We start from the raw sequence: 23,568 nt of genomic DNA on the forward strand, positions 1-23,568 counted from the left end.
GGTTGGCGCAATGCCAGATGTCGAAGGCTCAGGCGCCGTAGCCGATGATGCCCTTGATCTCGAGGAAGTCGTGGATCGCCCAGTCGGCGTATTCGCGGCCGTTGCCGGACTGCTTGTAGCCGCCGAAGGGCGCGAACGTATCCCATTCCGGATAGTTGATCGACACCTGCCCGGCGCGCAGCCGGCTGGCAATCTTGCGGGCGTGGTCGATATCCCCGGACTGCACATAGGCAGCCAGGCCATAGACGGTGTCGTTGGCGATCTTCACCGCATCATCATCGTCATCGTAGGAGATGACCGACAGGACCGGCCCGAAAATCTCCTCCTTCTCGATGGTCATGCCAGGCCTGACGTGGCCGAAAACGGTCGGTCGCACATAGTAGCCACGGTTGAGGTGCTCCGGCCGGCCGGGGCCGCCGGTGACCAGCGTCGCACCCTCGGCGATACCGGCCTCGATCAACCGCTGGATCTTGTCGAACTGGATGTTGCTGACCACCGGCCCGAGCTTGGTCTCCTCCGAGCGCGGGTCGCCGACCTTGTGCCGTTCGGCGGCCTTCCTGGCGATCGTCAGCGCCTCGTCGTGACGGGCGGCCGGCACCAGCATGCGGGTCGGCGCATCGCAGGACTGGCCGCTATTGCCGAAGCAGGCGTTGACACCCTTGCGCACCGCCGTCTCGAAGTCAGCGTCGGGCAACACGATGTTGGCCGATTTGCCGCCCAGCTCCTGCGCCACGCGCTTGACGGTCTCGGCCGCCGTCTTGGCGACGATGATGCCGGCCCGGGTCGACCCGGTGAACGAGACCATGTCGACGTCGGGATGGCCAGCCATGACCTGGCCGACATCCGGACCGGTGCCATTCACCATATTGTAGACGCCCTTCGGCGTGCCGGCGGCGTCCATCACCTCGGAAAAGATGATGCCGCTGATCGGCGCGATTTCGGAAGGCTTTAAAACGACGGTGCAGCCGGCGGCGATGGCCGGCGCCACCTTGCAGACTATCTGGTTGAGCGGCCAGTTCCACGGTGTAATCAGCGCGCAGACGCCGATCGGCTCCTTGACCACCATGGTGGTGCCGCGCTTCTCGCTGAACTCGTAATCCTCCAGCGCCTTGATAGTGGCTTCCATGTGCGCCCTGCCCGCCCAGGCCTGCGCCTCGCGCGCCCACCTGATCGGCGCACCCATTTCCTGGCTGACCGCCTGGGCGATGTCCTCGTAGCGCTCATTGTAGACTTCGAGGATACGCTTCAGCAGCTTCAGGCGCTCGGCCTTGGTCGTTTGCGAAAAGGCCGGGAATGCCGCCTTGGCTGCAGCCACGGCCTTGTCGACATCGGCTTTCGAGCCGACCGAGATTTTGGTGTAGGCCTCTTCAGTGGACGGATCGATCACATCCAGCGTTGCCGGAACCACGGGGCCGACCCATTTGCCGCCGATGAAAAAATTGAGATGATTGCTCATGGGCCGTGCTCCGGTTTTCTGGAAATGAGTGAGACTAGCTAGGCAGCATAGGGCAGTTGGCACCACGGCGCAGGCTGATATGCGCCACGTCGCCGACGCTGAATTGAAAACCCTCTGTCCGGCGCGGCGCGTCGATCACCACCTGTGTCCCCTGCCCCAACTCTGCATGAAGGCGCAAGGTGCGGCCGTGAAAGACGATGCTGTTCACCCGCACCGGTGCAGTACCGGCCGCCGCCTCGGTCGTGGCCAAAAGGTCCTCCGGACGCACGCCAATGGTGCGCACCGTGCCCTCGCCAGGCAGCTCGCCTTTATCCGAAATCGCTTCCAGCGGCAGAGCGCCGGCGATGAACCGCAAGCGCTCGCCGTCACGGCCGACAAAGCGCGACTGCAGAAGGTTCATGGTGCCGATGAAGCTGGCGACGAATTTGGTGGCGGGTCGATCGTAAAGGGTCGCCGGCGGCGCAATCTGCTCTATGCGGCCCTTGTTCATGACGACAATGCGGTCTGAGATCGACAGCGCCTCGGTCTGGTCGTGCGTGACCATGACGAAAGTGGTGCCAAGCCGCGACTGCAGTCGCTTCAGTTCGACCTGCATCTGCTCGCGCAGATGCGCGTCGAGCGCCGACAGCGGCTCGTCGAGCAGCAGCACACGCGGCTCGCAGACGATCGCGCGGGCAAGCGCGACGCGCTGGCGCTGGCCACCCGACAATTCCGACACGCGGGCGCCGAGCTTTTCAGCAAGGCCGACCATGTCGAGCGCTGCGCCGACGCGCTTTGCCTGTTCGGCACCGGAGAGCTTGCGCAGCGACAGGCCGAAGCAGACATTTTCGGCAACGTTCATGTGTGGGAACAGCGCGTAGTCCTGGAACACGGTATTGACGGGACGGCCGAAGGGCCTGAGCGCCGTGATGTCGCGGCCTTCGAGCAGGACCCTGCCGTTCGACGGGCTCTCGAAGCCGGCGATGACACGCAGGCTGGTGGTCTTGCCGCAGCCGGACGGTCCGAGCAAGGTCAGGAACTCGCCGCGGGCAATGTCAAGATCGACGGCGTCGAGCCCGATGATGCCGCCGGGGAAAATCTTGGAGACCTTGTCCAGCCGGACGAGCGGATCAGGCGCCATCGCGAACCTCGGACGGTTTGGTCGTGTTGACCCACAGGATCTGGCAGCGCTCGCTGCCCGGATTGCGGAAGGCATGCAGCAACGTGCTCTTGAAGGCGAAGCTGTCGCCGGCCTTCAGCCCGTACCTGGTCGAATCGACCACCAGCTCGACCTCGCCGGACAGGACGAAGCCGAATTCATGGCCGGCATGAGCGTAGGCTTCGGCGGTGCCGCCACCGGCTTCCACGGTCACCAGCATGCCGGTCAGCGTGGCGGCCGGCGGCGACAGCAGCGCCTTGGCGATGCCTTCCGACTTGACCGGGATCTGACGCCGGCTGTTGGCGCGCACACAATAAAGATCGTTGCCGACATCATTGCCGTCGGCGATCAGCGCCGACGGCTCTACATCGAGGGCGGCGGCAAGCGGCCAGATCACGCGGACCCGCAATGACGACATGCCGCGCTCGATCTGGCTTAGCGCACCTATCGAGACACCGGCTTTGGCGGCAAGTTCGGCCAGCGAGAGATTGCGCTCCAGCCTGAGCGCCCGCACGCGCCGGCCGACCCTGACGTCGGCGTCGTCCTTCGGCTTCTCAGCCGCTTCGTCCAGCATGTCCATTCGTTCGTCCTTGTTACAGTATTTTTGGCCGGCGCCGCGCGGTCTTTCCTTCTCCCCCTTGTGGGAGAAGGTGGCCGAGCGAAGCTCGGTCGGATGAGGGGTGTTCCAGAAAACACCAACGCCTCATTCCTTCCAACACCCCTCAACCGTCTTGGCGCTGCGCGCCAATCCACCTTCTCCCACAAGGGGAGAAGGAAGAGCGAACTCAGCCGCCTGCCTTGACCTTCTCGAACATCTTGGCGAGTTCGTCATTCTGTTTCATCGGCCCGGTGAAGATCGTGGTCTTCAGCATCACCTCGGGATCGGACGGCAGCTGCAGTTTCTCCAACTCCTCCTTTGGCACGGCGGCGAAAGCCGAGCTGGTCGAGCTGCCATAGCCGTAGGCCTGGATCAGATACTTTCCGGAATCCGTCTCCAGCCGGCTGTTGATGAAGTCATAGGCTAGGTCGACGTTCTTGGCGTCCTTGAGCATGACGAAGCCGCAAGCCCAGGTCAGCATGCCTTCTTTCGGCTTCATGAACTCGACAGGCACGCCCTGCTTCTTCAGCGAGGTGGCCGAGGCGTTCCAGGTCATGGCCGCGACCAGCTGGCCGCTCGCCAGTGCCTGTTCGACCGCGGTCATGTCGGTGGTGTAGTTCGAGAGCAGCGGGCGCTGCTCGCGCAGTTTCTCCGCCACCTTGTCCATCTGTTCCGGTGTCATGTCGAATGGATTGACGCCGGCCAGAAGGGCCGCCACCACCGGTGTGTCGTGGACGGCATCGATGGTCGCCATGCGCCCGGCATATTGCTTGTCCCAGAGCAGATTCCAGCTGGCTTCCGGGTTCTTCACCAGATCGGTGCGGTAGAGGATCGAGGTATTGCCCCAGTCCCACGGCACCATCCAGACCTTGCCGTCGCCGGCCTGCAGGTCGGGCAGGTTCTTGAAGACCGGGAAGATCGAATCCCAGTTCTTGATGCGCTTGGTGTCGATCGGCTGCAGCAGGCCTTCCTTGTTCCAGCGCGCCACCTTGTCATAGCAAGGGTGCGCGACATCGGGGCGGAAGCCGGCCTTGACCTTGGTGAAGGCGTCATCGTCGTCGCCAAACATCGAGGCTTCGACGCCATCAGGGTGCGCGGCGAGGAAGCTCTTGTTGAAGTCGGGCAGCTCGTAACCCGACCAGGTGAAATATTGCAGCTTGTCGCCGGCAAAGGCGACAGTCGATGCAAGCGCCAGCGCGAAGGCGGCCAGTCCGGTTTTCGCTGTCTTTGTCGTTATCGATTTCAAGTCGAATGCCATTGCAGTTCTCCTCTTTCGGTTTCTTCTGGTTTTGACAGGCTGGCGGGCGCTGGCCGCTGAGCGGCGGCAAGCCCGCGATGGCGCAGGATTTCGGCGAGTGCGGCGATGACGAACGACACGGCCAGGATCGCCGTGCCGAGCGCCATGACGGTCGGCAGCGATTTCGGGAAGCGCAGCTGGCTCCAGATATAAAGCGGCAGCGTCGGCTCGGTGCCGGCAAGGAAGAAGGCGACGATGAACTCGTCGAACGAGGTCAGGAAGGCCAGCATGAACGCCGAAATAATGGCGGGCAGGCTGAGCGGCAGCATCACCCGTCTGAAGGTCGTCCAGTCCGAGGCGCCGAGGTCGAGCGCTGCCTCGCGGATGGTCTTCGGGATGGCGGCGAAGCGGCTGCGCATGACCACCACCGTCGTCGGCAGCGCCACCAATACATGGCCGAGCACAATGGCAATGCGTGACGGCCCGAAACCGGCGAGATTGACCAGGATCAACAGCGAGATGCCGACGATGACGCCGGGGATCAGGATGGGCAGCCGCGCAATGGCACTGATCGTGGCGGCCAGCGGCGAGCGGCCGTAGAGGTCCATATAGGACACGGTGATGCCGCAGAGTGTTGCGCCGGTGGCGGCAATGGCGCCGATGACGAGGCTGGTGGCAAGCGCACCGGACAGCGCCGAATTGCCGACCAGCGTGCCGTACCATTCCAGCGTGAAGCCTTGCAGCGGAAATGCCGCCTGGATCGAATTGTTGAATGAAAACAGCGGGATCAGCAATATCGGCAGATACAGAAACACCAGATAGGCAAGGACGTAGGCTCCGAGCCAGCCGCCGCCTTGCTTTGCGTCCAGGCGCGCCGTGTTCATGTGCGGCTGCCGTATCGCCGGTCGGCGAAGCGCACCACCAGCACCACGGCGAGAATGACCAGCATGACGGCGACGGCGAGTGCGGCGCCGAACGGCCAGTCATTGGCCTTGCCGAACTCGGCCTGGATCAGTGTGCCGATCATTGTACTGGCAGGGCCGCCGACCAGCGCCGGCGTCACATAATCGCCGACGGTCGGCACGAAGACGACGAGAGCGGCCGCCAGCACGCCCGGCATCGAATTGGGCAGCACGATGCGGCGGAAACTGGTGAATGGTTTTGCGCCGAGATCGGAAGCGGCCTCGAGCAGCGATTTCGGGATGGTGTCCAGCGCCACATAGATGGGCAGGATGGCGAACGGCGCATAGGCGTGGGCAAGCGTGACGACGACCGCTGCCGGCGTATTCAAGAACGCCAATGTCGGCTCCGACCAGATGCCGCTTTCGATCAGCGCCGAGTTCAGCACGCCATTATAGGCAAGCACGATCTTCCAGGCGAAGACGCGCAGCAGATAGCTGGTCCAGAACGGCAGGGTCAGCAGGAACAGCAGCAGCCCACGCCGCCGCCCGGCATGGAAAGCCAGATAGTAGGCAACGGGATAGGCGGTGACGACGGTTGCCAGCGTCACCAGCCCGGCGATGCCCAGCGAGCGCAGCGTCACCGTCCAGTACAGCGGATCGGTGGCCACAGTGACGAAATTCGCAAGGGTGAAACCAGCCCCCAGCAGCGAGCCGTCATTGCCGCGAAAGGCGAGAAAGAACACCAGGCCGAGGGCGAAAAGGATCAGCAAGAAGGTGACCAACCCGCCGGGCAGCAGCATGGCGAAGCGAAAACCCGGCGAAGACCGGGTTTCCGGCAGCGGCTGCGTTGCGGCGATGGTCGACATCGACTACCCATCATAATTTGAAATCGACTAAACTTTTTTCATATTCGTGAAGCTGTCAAGCTGTTTCACGCTTGGGCATGAACGTCAGCGTTCGAAGGCGTCCAGCATCCGGTACCAGGCGATCGTCGCGGCAACGCCGACCTGCCGAAACGCATGAAACGGGATCGGCCGGATCGGCGAGACCGGGAACGGCAATTGCCTGGTGTCGCCGCTCGACAAATAGGAGGCGATGCGCTCGCCAAGCGCGGTCATCAGGCCGATGCCGCGGCCCTGGCAACCGACGACCGCCAGCAGGCCCTTCTCTGGCTCGTGGATATGCGGGAGATGGTCCGGCGTCATTGCCACCCGGCCGAACCAGCGCTTTTCAATGGCAATGTCTGACAGCGCCGGATAAAGCCGCAGCAGCGCGCGTTCCAGATGCGCCCAGTCGGCCGGGCCGTTCGGCAAAGCCATGCGGCCGCGCCCGCCGAGCACCAGCCGGCCGTCGGCACTCTTGCGATAATAGACGAGGATGCGGCGCGAATCCGACACCGCCTGCCCTTCCGGCAGGATCGCCGCCGCGAGATTGGACGATAGCGGCGCTGTCGCGATCTGAAAGGAATGCAGCGGCACGATCGTCTCGGCGAGGCCGGGGAGCAGGTCGCCGGTATAGGCGTTGGTCGCCAGAACGACCGCCTTGGCCTGGAGTTCGGCGCCGCTTTCCGTAGAAACGTGCCAAAAGCCAGCATTCTTGCTGATCTGCATCACGTTCTGGCGCTCGGCGATCTTTACGCCCGCCGCTGCAGCGACGCGCGCCAGTTCCGACGTGTAGGCGAGCGGATCGATGACACCGGCGCGGCGATCGAGCCAGCCGCCGAGATAGCCTTGCGCGCCGGTCATCGTCGCGATCTCCGTCCCGCTCAGCAGCCGGACATCGGCGCCGCGGGCGCGCCACTGCCGATCCCGGTTCGCCGCCGCTTTCAGCGCGGTCTCGGTATGCGCGGCCTGGATCCAGCCATTGCGGACGAACGGCACCGCCAGTCTTTCGTCGCGGATCAATTCGAAGACGGTGTCAGCGGTCGAGGCGGCAAAGTTGACGAGCGCTTCGCCGCGTTCGAGACCAAAATGCTCCAGCAGCCAATCCGGATCGTATTTCAGGCCGGGAATGACCTGACCGCCGTTCAGGCCGGATGCGCCATTGCCAATTTCGCCGGCCTCCAGCACCTGGACAGCAAGGCCGAACCGGGCAGCGTGCAAGGCTGTCGACAGCCCCATGATACCGCCGCCGACGATAACGACATCGACGCATTGGCCGGCGGGAAAAAGCGACTGGAACGCGGTGGCTGTCCGCGGCTTCTGCCAGATTGGATCGGAAAACCGTACGGGCAAGCGTCACCTGGAGATTTCAGTAGGTGAAAACCCTAGCGACGGTTTCATTATTTTGAAAGAGCGTTTTCCGTCGCCGTTGGCGCACGTCAGGCTCGATCAAGGTCCAGCGATGCGAAGACCGCTTGAAAGAATTGACAAAGCTCGCCCTGCAAGCGGGATAGACCTTTGGCGGGAATTTGTTGAAAGTGCCGCGGCCGAAGGACAAGACAACAGGAAATGTAAGCCATGACGAACGCCACACATTTGCCCGCCGAAGGCCTCTTCGTGGGCCGCGCCCGGGCGAGCGATGCTTCCCATCCGCTGGTGGTCACGGTGCGTGACGGCACGGTCTTCGACATCACGTCAAATGTGGCGCCGACCGTGCGCGACGTTTGCGAATTGCCGGATCCGGCGGGGCACGTCCGCTCGGCCAAGGGGCGGCCGATCGGCCCGCTCGATGCCATTGCCGCTAACAGTTTCGAGACAGCGCGCGATCCGGGGAAACCGTATCTGCTGTCCCCCGTCGACCTGCAGGCGATCAAGGCATCTGGCGTCACCTTTGTCGTCAGCCTGCTCGAACGGGTGATCGAGGAGCAGGCGCGCGGTTCGGCGGAAAAGGCCGACGCCATTCGCGCCGACATCGCCGGGCTGATCGGCCACGATCTGTCGAAGCTCAAGCCCGGCTCGCCGGAAGCGATGGAGATCAAGGCCAAGCTGATTGCGCGCGGCGCCTGGTCGCAATATCTGGAAGTCGGCATCGGCCCCGATGCCGAGATCTTCACCAAGTGCCAGCCGATGGCCTCGGTCGGCTTCGGCGCCGATGTCGGCCTGCATCCGGTTTCGACATGGAACAATCCGGAGCCGGAGATCGCCATGATTGCCGCCGGCAGCGGCAGGATTGTCGGGGCGACGATCGGCAACGACGTCAATCTGCGCGACGTCGAGGGGCGCTCGGCGCTGCTGCTCGGCAAAGCCAAGGACAACAACGCTTCGGCAGCACTTGGCCCCTTTATCCGGCTGTTCGATGAGACATTTTCCATTGGCGACGTGAAGCAGGCGATCGTACGGTTGAAAGTCGAAGGCGAGGATGGGTTCTCGCTGGAGGGCGCCAGTTCGATGGCCGAGATCAGCCGCTCGCCGGAAGAGTTGGTCGCCGCCGCCATGGGGCCACATCATCAATACCCCGACGGGCTGGCGCTTTATCTCGGCACCATGTTCGTGCCGTCGAAGGATCGGGGCGAAACAGGCAAGGGCTTTACCCACAAGGTCGGCGACATCGTCACCATCTCGTCGGAGAAATTCGGCGCCTTGGTCAACCGCGTGCGGCTGTCGCCCGACTGCCCACACTGGACCTACGGCGCCAGCCACCTGATGCGTGACCTCGCAAGGGCCGACCTCATCTAGTCCCGCAGCCTAACATCCGATAGATTCTAGAATTCTCTGATTGGAATACCTGCTCGTCGGCATTCGGGAGAGTCCATTGATCGTCGCTCTTGAGGGCAAGACCCTTGTCGTTACCGGCGGAACGCAAGGGCTTGGCGAGACCATCGCCCGGCTGGCCTCAGCCGACGGCGGCGAAGGGATCGCCATTGTCGGCCGCAATGCCGAGCGTGGCAGACGCATCGCCGAAGAGCTTTCACGACCAAGCCGGCCCGTCGTCTTCATCCAGGCCGACCTTGGAGATCCGGCCGCGCCTGCAGCTGTCATGGCGGAAGCGATCAAAAGACTCGGCCGCATCGATTGTCTGGTGAACGCCGCGGCCCTCACCGACCGGGCCTCGCTGGAAACTGGCACAATCGACGACTGGGACAGGTTGTTTTCCGTCAATGCGCGCGCGCCGTTCTTCCTCATGCAGGCGGCCGTAGCCGACATGAAGACACGGCGGGCGGCGGGCGCCATCGTCAACATACTGTCGGTGAATGCGCATTGCGGTGCGCCGGACCTTGCCATCTATTCCGCAACCAAGGGCGCGCTTTCGACGCTGACCAGAAACATTGCCAACGCGCATCTTTCCGATCGCATCCGCGTCAACGGCATCAACATGGGCTGGGTAGCGACGCCGGCCGAACAAGAGATGCAGGCGCGCACGCTGGGCAAGGGCGAAAACTGGGCAAAGATTGCCGCCGCCGGCCTGCCGCTTGGTCGATTGCTGACCATGGACGAAGTCGCCCAGCTAACGCTGTTCCTGCTCAGCGACGCCTCCGGGCTGATGACCGGGACGCTTATCGACCTAGAGCAATACGTGCTCGGCGCGCCGCCGCGCAGCATTGCATGACGGTCGCAAGGCCGATCGTCGGCCGCCTGGAAAATATCAGCCAAACTGATGCAATCTGATGGGATTGCTGATGGCGTGGTGCCTTGCGCCAACGTCCATTGGCAATCGAGGCTTGCCATCGATCGAAAAAGGGAATGCTCTAATGCGCCCAGGTCGACGCTGGCAAATGCGATCACGGCTTTGGCCGCGCACGGTTTTTGGCCGCGATCGTCGTCGGAGGAGGAGTTCGGTTCAAATGGGAGGAAATCAAATGCTGACGAGGCTAAGACTGCTTGTACTTGGCTTGATGGTGGCGCTGGCCATTCCGGCCGCGGCACAGGCCAAGACGTTCTACTGGATTTCGCATGGCGGCCCGGCCGATCCGGTCTGGACATACTTCCTTGCCGGCGCCAAGCAATGGGCGGCGGACACCGGCAACACCGTCAACACGTCGTTCCACAATGGCGACGTGGCGTCGCAGCAGGAGGCTGTTCGCGCCGCGATTTCCGCCAAGGCCGACGGCATCACCACGACCAGCCCTGATCCGGGCAGCCTTGTCGAGATCGCCAAGGAAGCGCGGGCGGCGAACATCCCGATCATCAACTTCAACACGCCCGACCCGAAGGCGGACTTCAACGCCTATGTCGGCGGCGACAACGTCACCTTCGGCAAACATTGGGCGCAGTATCTGGTCGACAAGGGCCTTGTGAAGAAGGGCGACTTCGTCTGGATGCCGGTCGAAATTCCCGGTGCCACCTATGGCGTCCAGGAAGAGGAAGGCATCAAGAGCGTGTTCGAGCCGCTCGGCATCACCTACGAAATCACCGAAGCGACGCTCGACCAGGCCGAAGTGATCAACCGCATGGTCGATTACCTCACCGCCAACAGGGCCAAGGTCAAGGCGGTTATCGGTCTCGGCGATCTTGTCACCGGCTCGATCAAGCGGGTGTTCAACCAGGTCGGCGTCAAGCCGGGCGAAATCCCGGTCGTCGGCTGGGGCAACTCGCTCGACACCACCCAGGAAGTGCTGAACGGCTACGTCAATGCCGCGCAGTGGCAGGATCCGCAGGCGACCAGCTACGTCGCGCTCTCGCTCGCCAACATGGCGGCGAGCGGTATTCCGCCCGGCTTCGACGTGATCACCGGCGCGCTCTACGAGAAGGACACCGCGGCAGTCTACGACAAGATCCTGTCCGGCAAATAAATCCGCGATCGAGTTGGTCACGGCCGCTTCGGCGGCCGTGACTGTCTCATCATTCCGCCGAAGCCGGTTGCGGTCGCGGCCAAATCCAATCCTATCGCGGGTCCAAGGTGGAAAATCGTTCTCTTATCCAACGCTCGATCGCGCGGCCCGAGTTCGGGCCGTTTGTGCTGCTCGTCGTCGAGATCGCCGTGTTCTGGGGCATCAACCACGACTTCCTGTCGCCGCAAAACATCTCGAACACGCTGGCCTTCACGGTCGAGCTCGGGCTGATCGCGCTGGCGATGACGCTGTTGATGACATCAGGCGAATTCGATCTCTCGGTCGGCTCGGTGTTCGGCTTCTCGCCGGTCCTGATGTGGACGTTGTTCAACAGCGGCGTCGCCTCGCTGGAAGCCGCCTTCGTCATTGCGCTGGTGGTCGCTGCGTTCATTGGACTGGTCAACGGCTGGTTCGTGACGCAGCTCAAGATCCCGTCCTTCCTGGTGACGCTGGGCATGCTGCTGGTGGTGCGCGGCACCGCTTTGTTCGTCACCAACGGGTTTCCGCAGCGGACCTGGAGCGCCGAGGGCAGCTGGCTGGCAGAAGCGCTGGTCGGCGATTTCTTCATCGGGCCGTTCCGTATCTACATGTCGCTGTTCTGGTTCATCGCCGCCGCAATCGCGCTCGGTTACGTGCTGACGCAGAGCCGGACAGGCAACTGGATCCAGGCGGCCGGCGGCAACCCGAGTGCTGCAAGGGCGCGCGGCGTCAATGTCAGCGGCGTCAAGATCGGCCTGTTCATCCTGTCGTCGATCCTGGCCTCGCTGGCCGGCGTCATCTCCTCGCTGCGCACCTCGGCGGCCAACCCCAACAGCGGCACCGGCTACGAGCTCGAAGTCATCGCCATGGTGGTGATCGGCGGCACGGCGCTGACCGGCGGGCGCGGCACAATCATCGGCACGGTGCTCGGTATCCTGATCCTGCGCGTGATGCGCAACGGCATCGTGCTGATCGGTGTGCCGGGCCTTGCCTATAATATTTTCATCGGCGCCATCATCCTCGGCATGATGGCGCTCCATTCATGGCTGGAACGCCGGCATCAGGCAGGGACTTGAACCATGGCCGAACCGCTTGTCCGCATGGAAAATATCCGCAAGTCCTATGGGCGCGTGCAGGCGCTGGTTGATGCCAATTTCCATGTCAACGAAAGGGAGATCGTCGGCCTGCTCGGCGACAACGGCGCCGGCAAGTCGACGCTGATCAAAGTGCTGTCGGGCGCGGTCCCGCTGACCAGCGGCGACATCTTCATCCGCGGCAAGAAGGTGAATTTGCGCAGTACCAGCGACGCCATCGCCCATGGCATCGAGACGATCTACCAGGACTCGGCGCTGGTGACGCAGCTGTCGATCGCCCGCAACCTGTTCCTCGGACGCGAGCCGATCAAGCCGCCGCGTTTCCTCAACCGCATGGACCAGGAGGCGATGAACGTGGTTGCCCGTGACCTGCTCAAGCAGGTCGGCATCTCGAAGAACATCCCGCCGACGACGCCGATCGGCTCGCTCTCCGGCGGCGAGCGGCAGGCGGTGGCGATTGCGCGCGCCATGCATTTCGACAGCGATCTCATCATCCTCGACGAGCCGACCAACAATCTCGGCGTCGCCGAAACGCAAGGCGTGCTGAGCTTCGTGCGCAGTGCCCGCGATTCCGGCCATTCCTGCATCTTCATCGCCCACAACATCCATCATGTCTTCCAGGTGGTCGACCGCATCGTCGTCATGCGCCGCGGCAAGGTGGTCGCCGACGATATCGACCCGAAGAAGACCAGCGTCGCCGAAGTCGAACGCGTCATCACCGGCATGTCGGACAAGGAGATCCATGACGCGCTGGTCGAGGGCACGCAACGGCCCAGCTGAGCAGCCGGGGGTCGGCCTGATCGTCGAGGCACTGGATCGCATCGCCACATGGTTGCGCCATGAAAGCCACCGTTTCGGATATTGCCAGGAGCTGCGGCCTGTCGACCGCGACGGTCGATCGTGTGCTCAACAACCGGCCGGGAGCCAGTGCCGCCAACCGGCAGCGCGTAATGGAGGCGGCCAAGCAGCTCGGCTATCTGCCGGTCGTCGACCAGGTTGCGTTGCCCTCGCGGCCGGCGCATCTCGAATTCTTCCTGCCGATAGGCAGCAATGCCTTCATGGCCGATCTGGCCAGGCACATCGAGGATTATGCGGCGCGCCTGCCGCTGGTCGCCTCCTGCCGCATCCACAAGCTCGCCGGCATCTCGCCGAGTGCCTTGCAGGCGGCCGTCGAAAACCTCTCGCTCAAGGCCAACGGTGTCGGCGTCATCGCCATCGATCACCCGAGAACGCGCAACATCTTGCGCGAGATCGTCGAGGCCGGCATCCGCCTGGTCACACTGGTGTCCGATGTTCCGGGCGCGCCCCGCTCGGCCTATGTCGGCATCGACAACCGGGTGGCCGGCCGTACGGCGGCGCTGCTGATGGGACGGTTCCTCGGCGGCCGCCAGGGCCATCTGGCGATGGTCGTCGGTTCACGCTCCTACCGCGGCCATGAGGAACGCGAGATGGGCTTTCGCTCCGTGCTCGGCGAGGAGTTCCCCAACCTAACCGTCACCAGCGCCGTGGAGATCAACGACGAGCCGGAGGCCAGTTATACCGCGACCATGAAGGCGCTGCACAACGAGCCGGAGCTGCTCGGCATCTATTGTATCGGCGCCGGGCGCTCGGGCGTGGCAAAAGCATTGCTCGAAGTCAGGCCGCAGACGAAGCCGGTGTTCATCTGCCATGATCTGACGCGCGAGACGCGCGGCTATCTCGTCGACGATCTGCTCGACGTCGTCATCGACCAGAATGCGCGGCTGATCGCCGAACAGTCGGTCATTCGCCTGCTCGGCTCGATCGCCTCGTCGGCGCCCTATCTGACGCGGAAATTCATCGAGCCGCGCCTGATCTTCAAGGAAAATGTCCCGGTGCAGTGATGTCGCGCGAGGCGATGGTCGCTCGGGCCTCGATCGTTAAAATTCGGTTGATACCGCAAATCTGCACATCACCTATGCAACTTTTGTGGTTGCCGAATCATTGGGCAATCGATAGTTTCGCAGGTGTCGGCCATCTACTCCTCCCAGATGCGATGCCGACGCTGAGTGCGGTACACCTCCTCCCGTGCCGTATTCGAAATCGAGCCCGCTGCCACCTCCTCCCGGCAGCGGGCTTTTTTTGTTTCGGCTCCGGGATAGCGGCCAATGCTTGCGGTCGGGACAGCACCGGACACGTTTGCTGATCCGCGGATCGATGAGCTTCGCTGCGACCGCCGCGGCTTTGTCGGGCAGAATCCTGTCACACTTGTCACTCTCACCGGTTCGCCGGCGGCCCTATCCTGCCTCACGACCAGCAATCAACGCCGCGCCGGCCATGGTGCGGAGGATCGGCACAGGAGACGCGAGATGGCACATCGCGATGGGACGAGACATCACCCGGCGGCGCGGCCCGCAATCGAAACGCCACGTATCGTTTCGCCGCTTGCGAGACTATCTGGCCCTGAAAGACGTGATCAGGCCTTCCGCCATGCGGACGAACTGCGCGCTCGGGCCCTCGGCGCCGACGCTTTGCAGGCTGACGCGGGCGCCCTCGAGCAACAGCGACAGCGTGTCCGCAAGAAGCTCGGCCTGTCCGATGCCGGCATCGCGACACAGCGAAACCAGCCGCTCGCGCTGCGCTTCCTTGAGTTCCTTGATCACTTGCCTTGCCGGATGATCCGCCTCGCTCAGCTCGATGGCGGCGTTGGCCATGTCGCAACCGCGGCGGTCCGACATCAGGCAATCGGCCGCCATCCGGACCCAGGCATGCAGCTGCGCCAGCTTGTCGCCCGGATTCTCAGCCTCGAACTTTTCCCACATCGCGTTGGCGCTGCAGGCGGTTGCCCGCAGACATTCGATGATCAGGTCGTCCTTGGACTCGAAATGCCGGTAGAGCGTCATCTTGTTGGTGCCGGCGGCCTCGGTGATGGCGTCGATGCCGACGCCGCGAATGCCATGCTTGTGAAACATGTCCCGTGCCGTCTCCAGGATCCTGTCCCGGGGGCGAACACGCTCCACAACAACGTCTGTCATCAAAACCTCCGTGATTGCGTTTCCCGAAATTCCCTCGGTGCACCTCTTGACTAGGGTGTTACCGGTCTGTAACGTTAGAGATGTTACTTACCTGTAACACCCGCATTGCATCATGTCAAACTCGCAAGTGCCGGCCATCAGCCCTGCCCCGATCGGCAAGGGGACGAACCGCACCTCACGGCCTCGGCCGGCGAGCAAGAAAACACCAGATCCGCGGCTTGCCGCGGATACCAAAAACCAGGAGCCGCTTCGATGTCGCAGCGCAATGATCTGACGATCGATGAAGTCGTAAGGGATCCGATGATCCGCATGCTGATGAGGGCCGACCGCGTCGACCCGCGGTCCTTCGAGGCGATGCTGCGTGCGCTGGCGGACGAACAGGCCGAGCGCCGCAATGCGCCGCGCCGCCTTGAAGATTTCGGCTTTCTCGAAGATTCCGGCTCAACACGCAGCCGGCGGCTTTCCAGGGTAGCCAGGGCGTTTGGCCGGGCCAGAGCATCGGGCGAGGCGTGCATATCATGGTAAACTTCTTCATTCATCGTCCGATCTTTGCGTCGGCTATCGCCATCATCATGGTGCTCGCCGGAGCGATCTGTTATTTCCTCCTGCCCGTCTCGCAGTTTCCCGACATCACGCCGCCCCAGGTCGTGGTCAGCGCCCATTACCCGGGCGCCAGCGCGCAGGTCGTCGCCGACACGGTGACGACGCCGCTCGAACAGCAGATCAACGGCGTCCAGGGGATGACCTATATGTCGTCGTCGAGCTCCAATGACGGCTCCTCGACGATCACCATCACCTTCGACGTCGGCTACGATCTGAGCACGGCGGCCGTCGACGTCCAGAACCGCGTTTCGCAGGCGGCTTCCTCGTTGCCGGCCATCGTCAATCAGGGCGGCGTGACGATCAAGAAGCAGAACCCGAACTTCGTCCTGATCGTCGACCTCACCTCGCCGGACGGTTCCGTCAACCCGGTCGCGCTGAGCAATCTCGCCTATCTGCAGGTGGTCGATCCGCTGAAGCGCCTGCCCGGCGTCGGCGACGTGCAGATCTTCGGCGAGCGGCGCTATTCGATGCGCATCTGGCTCGACCCCGACAAGCTCGCCAATCTCGGCATTACTGCCGTCGACGTGCAGAACGCCGTCGCCGAGCAGAACGTCCAGGTGGCGGCCGGCAAGATCGGGCAGTCGCCGGCTCCGGCCGGCACCGCCTTCGAGATGCAGGTCAACGCCGTCGGCAGGCTGAGCGATCCCAAGGAGTTCGGCGACATCGTCGTGCGGGCCAATACCGCCAACGGCTCACTGGTCAGGCTGCGCGACGTTGCGCGCATCGAGCTCGGTGCGCTGCAATATTCGTCGTCGGCCTTCTTCGGCAAGGACCCGACGGTGGTGCTCGCGGTCTACCAGATGCCGGGGTCCAACGCGCTCGATCTGCAGCAGCGCGTCAAGGACAAGATGCAGGAGCTGTCGGCCCGTTTCCCGAAGGGCGTCAGCTACGCCATGCATTACGATACGACACGTTTCGTTTCGGCCTCAATGCACGACGTGCTGATCACGCTCGGCGAAGCGCTGGTCCTGGTCGTCGCCGTGGTGTTCATCTTCCTGCAAAGCTGGCGCACCACGATCATCCCGACGATCGCAATTCCGGTGTCGCTGGTGGCGACGCTGGCCGTCATGCACATGCTTGGCTTCTCACTGAACATGCTCAGCCTGCTCGGCATGGTGCTGGCGATCGGCCTCGTCGTCGACGACGCCATCGTCGTCGTCGAGAATGTCGAACGCCAACTTGAGGCCGGCCTCAAACCGCTGGCTGCCACGCGAACGGCGATGGCCGAGGTCACTGGCCCGATCATCGCCACGACCGCCGTGCTGATGGCTGTGTTCGTGCCGGTTGCCTTCATTCCCGGCGTGTCCGGCCGGCTCTACAACCAGTTCGCCCTGACGGTGGCGATCTCCTTCGGCATCTCGGCCTTCGTCTCGCTGACGCTTACCCCGTCGCTCAGCGCGGCCTTCCTGCGCCACCGGCCGGAAACACAGTTCGTGCTGTTCCGCTGGTTCAACATGGGCTTCGAACGGCTGGCGCATGCCTATGCGAATGGGGTCCGTATTCTCATCCGCCTGCGCTGGATCATGCTCGGCGTGTTCGCGGCCGGACTTGTCGCGACCTATTTCGTCTGGCAGCGCCTGCCCTCGACCTTCCTTCCGGTCGAGGACCAGGGCTATTTCTTCGTCGTCATCCAGCTCCCCGACGGGGCCTCGCTGGAACGCACCGACGCGGTGGCGCAAAAGGCACGCGACATCCTGCAGAACACGCCCGGCGTCGACATCGTCGGCTCGATCAGCGGCTTGAACTTCCTGACCAGTGCCGCGCAGTCGAATTCGGCGGTCGAATTCGCTATCCTGAAGCCATGGGACGAACGCGGCCCCGATCAGAGCGCGTCTAAGCTCGTCGCCGACGTGCGCAACAAGCTGCTGCAAATTCCGGAGGCTTTTGCGCTGAGCTTCGACCCGCCGTCGATCCCGGGCATCGGCACCACCGGTGGCTTCGAGTTCCAGGTCGAGGACCTGACCGGGCGCGGCAGCGTGGCGCTCAACGATGCGACGCAAGCCGTGATTGCCGAGGCGCGCAAGCAGCCGGAGCTCAACCCGCAGCAATTGTTCTCGTCCTTCTCGACCTCGACGCCGCAGTTCAACTACGATCTCGATCGCGCCAAGGCGAAGCTGCTCGGGCTCAACCTGCCGGACGTGTTCAATACGCTGCAGATCTATCTCGGCTCGCTCTACGTGAACGATTTCAACCTGTTCGGCCGCACCTTCCGGGTGACGATCCAGGCCGACAAGGACTCTCGCGCCGGTCCGGCCGACATATCGCGGCTCTATGTCCGCAATGCGTCGGGTGGCATGGTGCCGCTGAGCACGCTGGGCAAGCTTGTGCCCGTCGTCGGCCCCGAGACCGTGCCGCACTACAACAACAATGCGTCGGCCCTGATCAATGGCGGCGCCGCGCCCGGCTTTTCGTCCGGCCAGGCGGTGGCGGCAATGGAACGTGCCGCTGCCACGGCATTGCCGAGAGATTTCGGCTACGAATGGACCGGTATCACCTATCAGGAGCTCAAGGCAGGATCGATCGCATCCGTCGTCTTTGGTCTCGCGATCGTCTTCGTCTTCCTGATCCTCGCCGCGCAATATGAGAGCTGGGCGATGCCGTTCATGGTGCTGCTGGCGGTGCCGCTCGCACTGTTCGGTGCATTCGTCGTGCTGTGGCTGCGCGGCATGCAGATCGACGTCTATTCGCAGATAGGCTTCGTCATGCTGATCGGACTGGCGGCCAAGAACGCGATTCTGATCGTCGAGTTTGCCCGGCGCCGGCGCGAAGAAGGCCTCAGCATCGTCGACGCCGCGATGGAAGCGGCGCGGCTTCGGCTGCGACCGATCCTGATGACCGCCTTCGCCTTCATCCTCGGCGTGCTGCCGCTGATGTTCGCTACAGGTGCAGGTGCGGCGAGCCGGCAGTCGATCGGCACCACCGTCTTTGGCGGCATGGTCGCGGCGACGATCCTGTCGCTGGTGTTCGTGCCGGTCTTCTATGCGGTGATCGAGCAGCTGCGCGAGCGCCGCAGCGAGAGCGAACCGGTTTCCGAAGCGACCGAACAACCAACTGCCGAACCCGCCTTCGAGCCATTGGCCGAAGCGGCTGAATAGGACTGGAGAATTGATCATGCGTAAATGGAAAATCGCGCTGGGAACGGCCGTCGCCCTTGGGGCAATTTCGGTGGCGAGCGTTCACCTGCTCGACATGGGCAGCCTCAGCCTCAACGCCGGCACAGCCGGGGCGGCAACCCCCAAGCCGGAAGCCTTTGTCATGCCGGTGCCGGTGGTGAGCGTCGTCAAGAAGACGATCCCGATCTATCTCGACTACGCCGCCCGGGTGGAGTCGATCCGCAGCATCACGCTGCAGGCGCGCGTGCCGGGTTATCTGCAGGAGCAGGTCGCCACCGACGGCAGCGACGTTGCGAAGGGCGACCTTCTCTACAAGATCGCGCCGGAGGATTTCCAGGCTGCCCTCGAGCAGGCGAAGGCGCTTATCCAGCGCGACACGGCGACGCTCGATTATGCGCGCTCCAATCTCGGGCGCGGCAGCGAACTCGTCAAGAGCGGCTATCTCGCCAAGGACGTGTTCGACCAGCGCACCAGCACCTTGCGTGAGGCTCAGGCCTCGCTTGCCGTGAACCAGGCCGCCTTGCGGACCGCCGAGCTCAATTTGAGCTATACCGAAATCCGTGCCCCGTTCGCGGGACGCATCGGACGCAGCCAAGCATCCGTTGGAACGCTGGTCAGCGTCGCCGGCACGGTGCTCAATTCGCTGGTGCAGCTCGATCCGATCTACGTCACCTTCAATCCGAGCGAAACGGACCTGACACAGATCGAGGAAGCCCGGGCCGCGGGACCGATCAGTGTCGACGTCCTGCTTCCCGGTGAAACGGAACCGCGCCAGAAGGGCGATCTTACCTTCATAGACAACACGATCGATCGCTCGACCGGCACGATCACGGCACGGGCGACGGTCGGCAACGGCAAGTTCACGCTGCTGCCCGGCCAATATGTCCGCGTCCGGCTGCACGTCAAAGAGCAGCCCGATGCGCTGATGGTACCGCAGACGGCACTCGGCTCAGGCCAGCTCGGCAAATATCTCTATGTCGTCGGCAAGGACAACACGGTCGACCAGCGTATCGTTTCGCTCGGACCGACCAATGGCGATCAGGTCGCCATCTTGAGCGGTGTGGCCGAAGGCGACCGGGTGATTACCGGCAATCTGCAGAAGATCGGCCCGGGAATGCCGATCTCGCCGCTGCCCGAGAAACCGGCCACCTGATAACCCCCATCAGGTTCCGGTCCCGCGGCGCCCTCGGCTCCCACGCCAAGGGCGCCGTTTTTGCTGATGTTTTCGACACGGTCGATTCAAGCCGTTGTGCGAACGGCGGCTCTGGCGACGATGGCAGCATAGAGGCGCTCTCCAACTGTGAAGGCAGTTTGTGGATCAGCAAACGAGACATCCATCCAGCCGACGGCTTGTCGCGGCTACACGTATCACTCGCGCGAACGCCCGCTTCGACCTGGAGGGATGGACTGCTGGATTTAGGCGGCATAAGGCACCGTCTTCCAGGTCAAATCCTGGCGCAACGGTTTCGCCGGTCAGGCCGCCTGCAGGATCCGGATCCCGTGGCGTCCGGTAAGCTCGATCACGCGGTTAATCATGCCAGCGGTCGGCGGGCCGGAGGGCGCGTCCTTGGATGCAGCCTCTTCGAAGAATGCGATCATCTCGTCGTCGACGATCGCCATGAAAATAACCGGCACGGGACCAGCATTGCGATAGCCATGGGGCGCGTTGCCCGGAATGGTGACGACATCACCGGGTTCCACCTCATATTCTTGCGCGACCCCATCGATCATTGTCCATATCGTGAGGGTGCCCTCGAGAATGCGGAAAATTTCCGCGGAAGGATGCGTGTGGGGCGGCGTGCCGCTTCCAGGAGGTACCGTGACGTCGATCACGTTGAGTGCCGTCCCAGCGAGCTTTGCCCGGACAGCGACCTGATCGCCCATTACCCAGAAGCCTTGAACCGAATCGGCCGGATGGACCGTCGCTTTGGTCTTATGCCAAGTCACTTGCTTTTTCCTTTCGAACAGCGCCTTGCTGCGATTTTGCCGCATTGAGCAAGGCGCGAATTGCCCAGGCGGCTGCCTCTCCGGCCTCACGGCCGGTAAGACCCCAGTAGTCTTTCATCGTCTGCCAGGCAGTGGCGCTGAACAGGAGCTGGATCACGGCCTCAAGCTGGCGCGCCGCCTTCGGGTCCATTCCGTTTGCGACTTGCGAAAGGCTGCTCTGAAAGGCACGTTGCCGCTCACCATTGGCTTGCAGGCGCATCTCGCGCCCGGTAGCGCTCGCATGCGAGGCTCTGACTACGCCTTCGATTGCGTCCAACGAGGCGAAAAGGTCGGGAGGAAGATCGATCAGATCCTGCTCCCGCTCAGGCCAGAACCGCACTCCCAGAGAGGCATTGGTGCTGGCCCAAAAGGCTTCCAAAAGCGCTTCCTTCGTCGGGAAATGGCGGAAGATGGTCCGTCGGTTTACGCCCGAAATCTCGGCAACCTCATCGAAGCCAAGGAGGCTGTACGGATTTTGCTCCAGAATCGTTCGAATGGACGCGAGGATGCGCTCGCGCGTGGCCTGCGCCTGCTCTGCCCGCAGCGGGCTCTCGTATTTCTGAGTCATCGTTTGTGAATTCATGTCACTGCTAGTGACACAAACCTTCCCAGTCGTCAATGGACATTGCGAAGGCTACGCACCAGGTTGTTTCCCGCTGCGAGAAGCCAGCTGACGCTCAGCGGCCGGGACCTGGTCGGCTTGCATGGTCAGGCTGGCCGAGGCCGGAAGGGCGCCAATGTCTCCAGGATCGAGAATCCAGCTCTTGTAAGATTGTCGACAATCTGCTTGTCTTGCTTTCGGTTCCCTGGAGCAGCCGAATGGCAAAGCTGGATTTCAGTCCGATCGCGGATACGACACGCAGGGCCGAGATCGTGGGGCTGCTCCGGCGGGCGATCCTGACCGGCCGGCTGGAACCGGGACAGAAGCTCAACGAACTCAGGATTTCCGAGCAGATGCGGGTGAGCCGCGCGCCGCTGCGCGAGGCAATGCGCGAGCTGGTGCAGGAAGGCATCCTGACCAGCATCCCCTACGCCGGAACCTTCGTCATCAACGTCACCGCCAAGGACATCGACGACGCCTATTCGCTCAACAAGGTGCTCGACGAGTTCGCCATCGAGCGGACCTGGCCGCTTCGCGACCAGCGCTTCTTCGACGAGCTTGACCGGCGCCATGCGGCGGTGAAGCAGGCGACGCGCGACCTGGACACGACGCGGCAGATCGAAACAGCGCTGCAACTGCATGGCCTGATCCACGAATGGGCCGACAATTCGGTGCTGCTGGAAACCTGGCAGCGGCTGACCAGCCGGCTGCAGATGTATTTCGCGCTGCACCAGCGGGCGCGCAACGAGCCGGTGCCTGCCGTAGATGCTCACGAGACCTATGTACGGCTGCTCAAGGGCAGCGACATGCGCGCCGCACAGCGCCACGCCAAGGACCATATCGACCTGGATTTCGAAGAACTGCTCGCCTATGCGCGCGGGCTGGAACAGCGCGGCTCAAAGGGCGCCGGCGCCGATCGTGCCGGCCGACCTAAAGGCGGCTGAGCCCGACAAATTTGACGGACATCCCGGAACACAGACAACGGACAGAAAACGTGCAGATCAAAACCATCAAGGCCTACCATGTCGTGCAGCCCTTCGTGGACGGGCCCTACCGCATGTCCAAGGGGCGTGTCGCCGATGCGTTCGGCGCGGTGATCGTCGCCGTCACCGCCGATAGCGGGCTCACCGGCTGGGGCGAGATGGCGCCGCTTGGCAATTTCTATTCGCCTGCCTTCGCTGCGGGTACTCGCGCCGGCGTCGTCGAGATCGCGCCGCATCTCATTGGCCATGACCCACGCGGGCTTGCCAGTATCAACAGGTTGATGGACACGGTGTTCAAGGGCCATCCCTACATCAAGTCGGCGCTCGACATGGCATGCTCGGATCTCGCGGCGCGCGCCGCCGACGTGCCGCTGGTCACGTTGCTTGGCGGCCGCGAGAGCGAGACGGCGGAACTCTACAAGGTCGTCACCCACGGCACGGTCGACGCGATGGCCGCACTTGCCAAGCACATCGTCGGGAAAGGATTTCAACGGCTGCAGGTCAAGGTCGGCGGCAACGTCCATGACGACATCGAACGCGTCACAGCCGTTGCCGCCGCGGTGCCGAAGGGCACCGTCATCTTCTGCGACGCCAATGCCGGCTGGACCCCTTACGAGGCGCGCCAGTTCGTGGATGCGACGCGCACCATCGACTACACGTTCGAGCAGCCCTGCACGACGATCGACGAATGCCTGTCGGTGCGCCGCTCGCTCGACAAGCCGATGGTGCTCGACGAATCCGTCGCCTCGTTGGACGATATGCTCGACATCCACCGCAAGGGCGCGGCCGACGGGCTGACGCTGAAGATCTCGCGCCTCGGCGGCGTCACCAAAACGCGCCAGATCCGCGACCTTGCCGTCGACCTCGGCTTCATGATCACGGTCGAAGACACTGGCGGCGCCGAGATCGACACATCGGCCATGGCGCATCTGTCGCTGTCGACGCCGGAGGAGCGCCGGCTGCACGCCATCGCCTTCCACGAATGGGTGACGGTGCGCACCGCATCCAACATGCCGCCGGTTTCGGGAAGCCGTATGGGCATTCCGGATGGGCCGGGCCTCGGCATCGATGTCGTTCCCGGCCTGCTTGGTGCGCCCTTCTTCGAAATCGGCAGCTGAGCTACAACAAGGCTGCACCCAATCAACCTGAATATGCCGCGTCCTTCTGACTGCGGA

21 protein-coding genes are annotated in these 23,568 nt (G+C 63.2%); 11 read left to right on the forward strand and 10 right to left on the reverse strand.

Annotation, left to right across the window (positions count from 1 at the left end):
- Positions 1 to 28: 28 nt before the first annotated feature.
- From NKI16_RS11545 to NKI16_RS11575, 7 genes are all read right to left on the reverse strand, one after another.
- Positions 29 to 1,456, reverse strand: a complete 1,428-nt coding sequence (locus tag NKI16_RS11545; protein ID WP_352569428.1) for an aldehyde dehydrogenase family protein — start codon at positions 1,454 to 1,456, stop codon at positions 29 to 31.
- A gap of 34 nt (positions 1,457 to 1,490) precedes the next feature.
- Positions 1,491 to 2,576, reverse strand: coding sequence for an ABC transporter ATP-binding protein (locus tag NKI16_RS11550; protein ID WP_352569426.1), 1,086 nt, complete (start codon positions 2,574 to 2,576; stop codon positions 1,491 to 1,493).
- Positions 2,566 to 3,174 carry a cupin domain-containing protein gene (locus NKI16_RS11555; RefSeq protein WP_352569425.1) on the reverse strand — a complete coding sequence of 203 codons (609 nt, stop codon included), beginning with the start codon at positions 3,172 to 3,174 and terminating at the stop codon, positions 2,566 to 2,568. Before NKI16_RS11555 ends, NKI16_RS11550 begins: the two co-directional genes overlap by 11 nt.
- 205 nt (positions 3,175 to 3,379) lie before the next feature.
- Positions 3,380 to 4,450 (reverse strand): ABC transporter substrate-binding protein, encoded by a 1,071-nt coding sequence (locus NKI16_RS11560; protein ID WP_352922762.1) that lies wholly within the window; start codon positions 4,448 to 4,450, stop codon positions 3,380 to 3,382.
- Positions 4,435 to 5,313: an ABC transporter permease gene (locus tag NKI16_RS11565; RefSeq protein ID WP_352569421.1), complete on the reverse strand. Its 879-nt coding sequence runs from the start codon at positions 5,311 to 5,313 to the stop codon at positions 4,435 to 4,437. The genes NKI16_RS11560 and NKI16_RS11565 overlap by 16 nt, the downstream gene beginning before the upstream one ends.
- Positions 5,310 to 6,197 (reverse strand): ABC transporter permease, encoded by an 888-nt coding sequence (locus NKI16_RS11570; RefSeq protein ID WP_352569420.1) that lies wholly within the window; start codon positions 6,195 to 6,197, stop codon positions 5,310 to 5,312. Before NKI16_RS11570 ends, NKI16_RS11565 begins: the two co-directional genes overlap by 4 nt.
- A gap of 84 nt (positions 6,198 to 6,281) precedes the next feature.
- Positions 6,282 to 7,565, reverse strand: coding sequence for an NAD(P)/FAD-dependent oxidoreductase (locus tag NKI16_RS11575; RefSeq protein ID WP_352634349.1), 1,284 nt, complete (start codon positions 7,563 to 7,565; stop codon positions 6,282 to 6,284).
- A gap of 225 nt (positions 7,566 to 7,790) precedes the next feature.
- Here NKI16_RS11575 and NKI16_RS11580 point away from each other — a divergent pair, with 225 nt between their 5' ends.
- From NKI16_RS11580 to NKI16_RS11605, 6 genes are all read left to right on the forward strand, one after another.
- A complete protein-coding gene (locus NKI16_RS11580) occupies positions 7,791 to 8,948 on the forward strand; it encodes a fumarylacetoacetate hydrolase family protein (RefSeq protein WP_352621196.1) in 1,158 nt (385 codons plus the stop codon).
- Positions 8,949 to 9,024: 76 nt separating this feature from the next.
- Positions 9,025 to 9,819 (forward strand): SDR family oxidoreductase, encoded by a 795-nt coding sequence (locus NKI16_RS11585; protein WP_352569416.1) that lies wholly within the window; start codon positions 9,025 to 9,027, stop codon positions 9,817 to 9,819.
- Between the two features lie 250 nt (positions 9,820 to 10,069).
- A complete protein-coding gene (locus NKI16_RS11590) occupies positions 10,070 to 11,002 on the forward strand; it encodes a substrate-binding domain-containing protein (protein ID WP_352839581.1) in 933 nt (310 codons plus the stop codon).
- A gap of 107 nt (positions 11,003 to 11,109) precedes the next feature.
- Complete coding sequence (locus tag NKI16_RS11595; protein ID WP_023674041.1) at positions 11,110 to 12,096, forward strand: ABC transporter permease; 987 nt, start codon at positions 11,110 to 11,112, stop codon at positions 12,094 to 12,096.
- Between the two features lie 3 nt (positions 12,097 to 12,099).
- Positions 12,100 to 12,894, forward strand: coding sequence for an ATP-binding cassette domain-containing protein (locus NKI16_RS11600; RefSeq protein ID WP_352569415.1), 795 nt, complete (start codon positions 12,100 to 12,102; stop codon positions 12,892 to 12,894).
- Between the two features lie 59 nt (positions 12,895 to 12,953).
- On the forward strand, positions 12,954 to 13,976 hold the full coding sequence (locus NKI16_RS11605) for a LacI family DNA-binding transcriptional regulator (RefSeq protein WP_352569413.1): 1,023 nt from the start codon (positions 12,954 to 12,956) through the stop codon (positions 13,974 to 13,976).
- A 549-nt stretch (positions 13,977 to 14,525) separates the two neighbouring features.
- On the opposite strand, the gene NKI16_RS11610 is transcribed toward NKI16_RS11605, so the two are convergent.
- On the reverse strand, positions 14,526 to 15,107 hold the full coding sequence (locus tag NKI16_RS11610) for a TetR/AcrR family transcriptional regulator (protein ID WP_352569411.1): 582 nt from the start codon (positions 15,105 to 15,107) through the stop codon (positions 14,526 to 14,528).
- 252 nt (positions 15,108 to 15,359) lie between these two features.
- On the opposite strand from NKI16_RS11610, the gene NKI16_RS11615 reads away from it, so the two are divergent.
- From NKI16_RS11615 to NKI16_RS11625, 3 genes are read left to right on the forward strand one after another with little or no spacing between them, the layout of a single operon-like run.
- Positions 15,360 to 15,632 (forward strand): hypothetical protein, encoded by a 273-nt coding sequence (locus NKI16_RS11615; RefSeq protein WP_352569409.1) that lies wholly within the window; start codon positions 15,360 to 15,362, stop codon positions 15,630 to 15,632.
- Positions 15,626 to 18,805, forward strand: a complete 3,180-nt coding sequence (locus tag NKI16_RS11620; protein WP_352615187.1) for an efflux RND transporter permease subunit — start codon at positions 15,626 to 15,628, stop codon at positions 18,803 to 18,805. Before NKI16_RS11615 ends, NKI16_RS11620 begins: the two co-directional genes overlap by 7 nt.
- Before the next feature lie 16 nt (positions 18,806 to 18,821).
- Positions 18,822 to 19,976: an efflux RND transporter periplasmic adaptor subunit gene (locus NKI16_RS11625; RefSeq protein WP_352634353.1), complete on the forward strand. Its 1,155-nt coding sequence runs from the start codon at positions 18,822 to 18,824 to the stop codon at positions 19,974 to 19,976.
- Between the two features lie 320 nt (positions 19,977 to 20,296).
- Here the strand turns inward: NKI16_RS11625 and NKI16_RS11630 are convergent, their stop codons facing one another.
- Positions 20,297 to 20,770 carry a cupin domain-containing protein gene (locus NKI16_RS11630; protein ID WP_352590118.1) on the reverse strand — a complete coding sequence of 158 codons (474 nt, stop codon included), beginning with the start codon at positions 20,768 to 20,770 and terminating at the stop codon, positions 20,297 to 20,299.
- Complete coding sequence (locus NKI16_RS11635) at positions 20,757 to 21,392, reverse strand: TetR/AcrR family transcriptional regulator (protein ID WP_036237918.1); 636 nt, start codon at positions 21,390 to 21,392, stop codon at positions 20,757 to 20,759. Before NKI16_RS11635 ends, NKI16_RS11630 begins: the two co-directional genes overlap by 14 nt.
- Positions 21,393 to 21,628: 236 nt before the next feature.
- On the opposite strand from NKI16_RS11635, the gene NKI16_RS11640 reads away from it, so the two are divergent.
- Complete coding sequence (locus NKI16_RS11640; RefSeq protein WP_023674032.1) at positions 21,629 to 22,354, forward strand: GntR family transcriptional regulator; 726 nt, start codon at positions 21,629 to 21,631, stop codon at positions 22,352 to 22,354.
- Between the two features lie 50 nt (positions 22,355 to 22,404).
- A complete protein-coding gene (locus NKI16_RS11645) occupies positions 22,405 to 23,511 on the forward strand; it encodes a mandelate racemase/muconate lactonizing enzyme family protein (protein ID WP_352839585.1) in 1,107 nt (368 codons plus the stop codon).
- The last annotated feature ends 57 nt before the right edge of the window (positions 23,512 to 23,568 follow it).

The organism is Mesorhizobium sp. M0698, assembly GCF_040320455.1.
GTDB lineage: Bacteria > Pseudomonadota > Alphaproteobacteria > Rhizobiales > Rhizobiaceae > Mesorhizobium.

Bases quoted from the DNA above. Each gene is read 5' to 3' on its own strand.
- NKI16_RS11545 (WP_352569428.1), bottom strand. From the start codon at position 1,456: ATGAGCAATCATCTCAATTTTTTCATCGGCGGCAAATGGGTCGGCCCC.
- NKI16_RS11550 (WP_352569426.1), bottom strand. From the start codon at position 2,576: ATGGCGCCTGATCCGCTCGTCCGGCTGGACAAGGTCTCCAAGATTTTC.
- NKI16_RS11555 (WP_352569425.1), bottom strand. From the start codon at position 3,174: ATGGACATGCTGGACGAAGCGGCTGAGAAGCCGAAGGACGACGCCGAC.
- NKI16_RS11560 (WP_352922762.1), bottom strand. From the start codon at position 4,450: ATGGCATTCGACTTGAAATCGATAACGACAAAGACAGCGAAAACCGGA.
- NKI16_RS11565 (WP_352569421.1), bottom strand. From the start codon at position 5,313: ATGAACACGGCGCGCCTGGACGCAAAGCAAGGCGGCGGCTGGCTCGGA.
- NKI16_RS11570 (WP_352569420.1), bottom strand. From the start codon at position 6,197: ATGTCGACCATCGCCGCAACGCAGCCGCTGCCGGAAACCCGGTCTTCG.
- NKI16_RS11580 (WP_352621196.1), top strand. From the start codon at position 7,791: ATGACGAACGCCACACATTTGCCCGCCGAAGGCCTCTTCGTGGGCCGC.
- NKI16_RS11590 (WP_352839581.1), top strand. From the start codon at position 10,070: ATGCTGACGAGGCTAAGACTGCTTGTACTTGGCTTGATGGTGGCGCTG.
- NKI16_RS11600 (WP_352569415.1), top strand. From the start codon at position 12,100: ATGGCCGAACCGCTTGTCCGCATGGAAAATATCCGCAAGTCCTATGGG.
- NKI16_RS11605 (WP_352569413.1), top strand. From the start codon at position 12,954: ATGAAAGCCACCGTTTCGGATATTGCCAGGAGCTGCGGCCTGTCGACC.
- NKI16_RS11610 (WP_352569411.1), bottom strand. From the start codon at position 15,107: ATGACAGACGTTGTTGTGGAGCGTGTTCGCCCCCGGGACAGGATCCTG.
- NKI16_RS11615 (WP_352569409.1), top strand. From the start codon at position 15,360: ATGTCGCAGCGCAATGATCTGACGATCGATGAAGTCGTAAGGGATCCG.
- NKI16_RS11620 (WP_352615187.1), top strand. From the start codon at position 15,626: ATGGTAAACTTCTTCATTCATCGTCCGATCTTTGCGTCGGCTATCGCC.
- NKI16_RS11625 (WP_352634353.1), top strand. From the start codon at position 18,822: ATGCGTAAATGGAAAATCGCGCTGGGAACGGCCGTCGCCCTTGGGGCA.
- NKI16_RS11635 (WP_036237918.1), bottom strand. From the start codon at position 21,392: ATGAATTCACAAACGATGACTCAGAAATACGAGAGCCCGCTGCGGGCA.
- NKI16_RS11640 (WP_023674032.1), top strand. From the start codon at position 21,629: ATGGCAAAGCTGGATTTCAGTCCGATCGCGGATACGACACGCAGGGCC.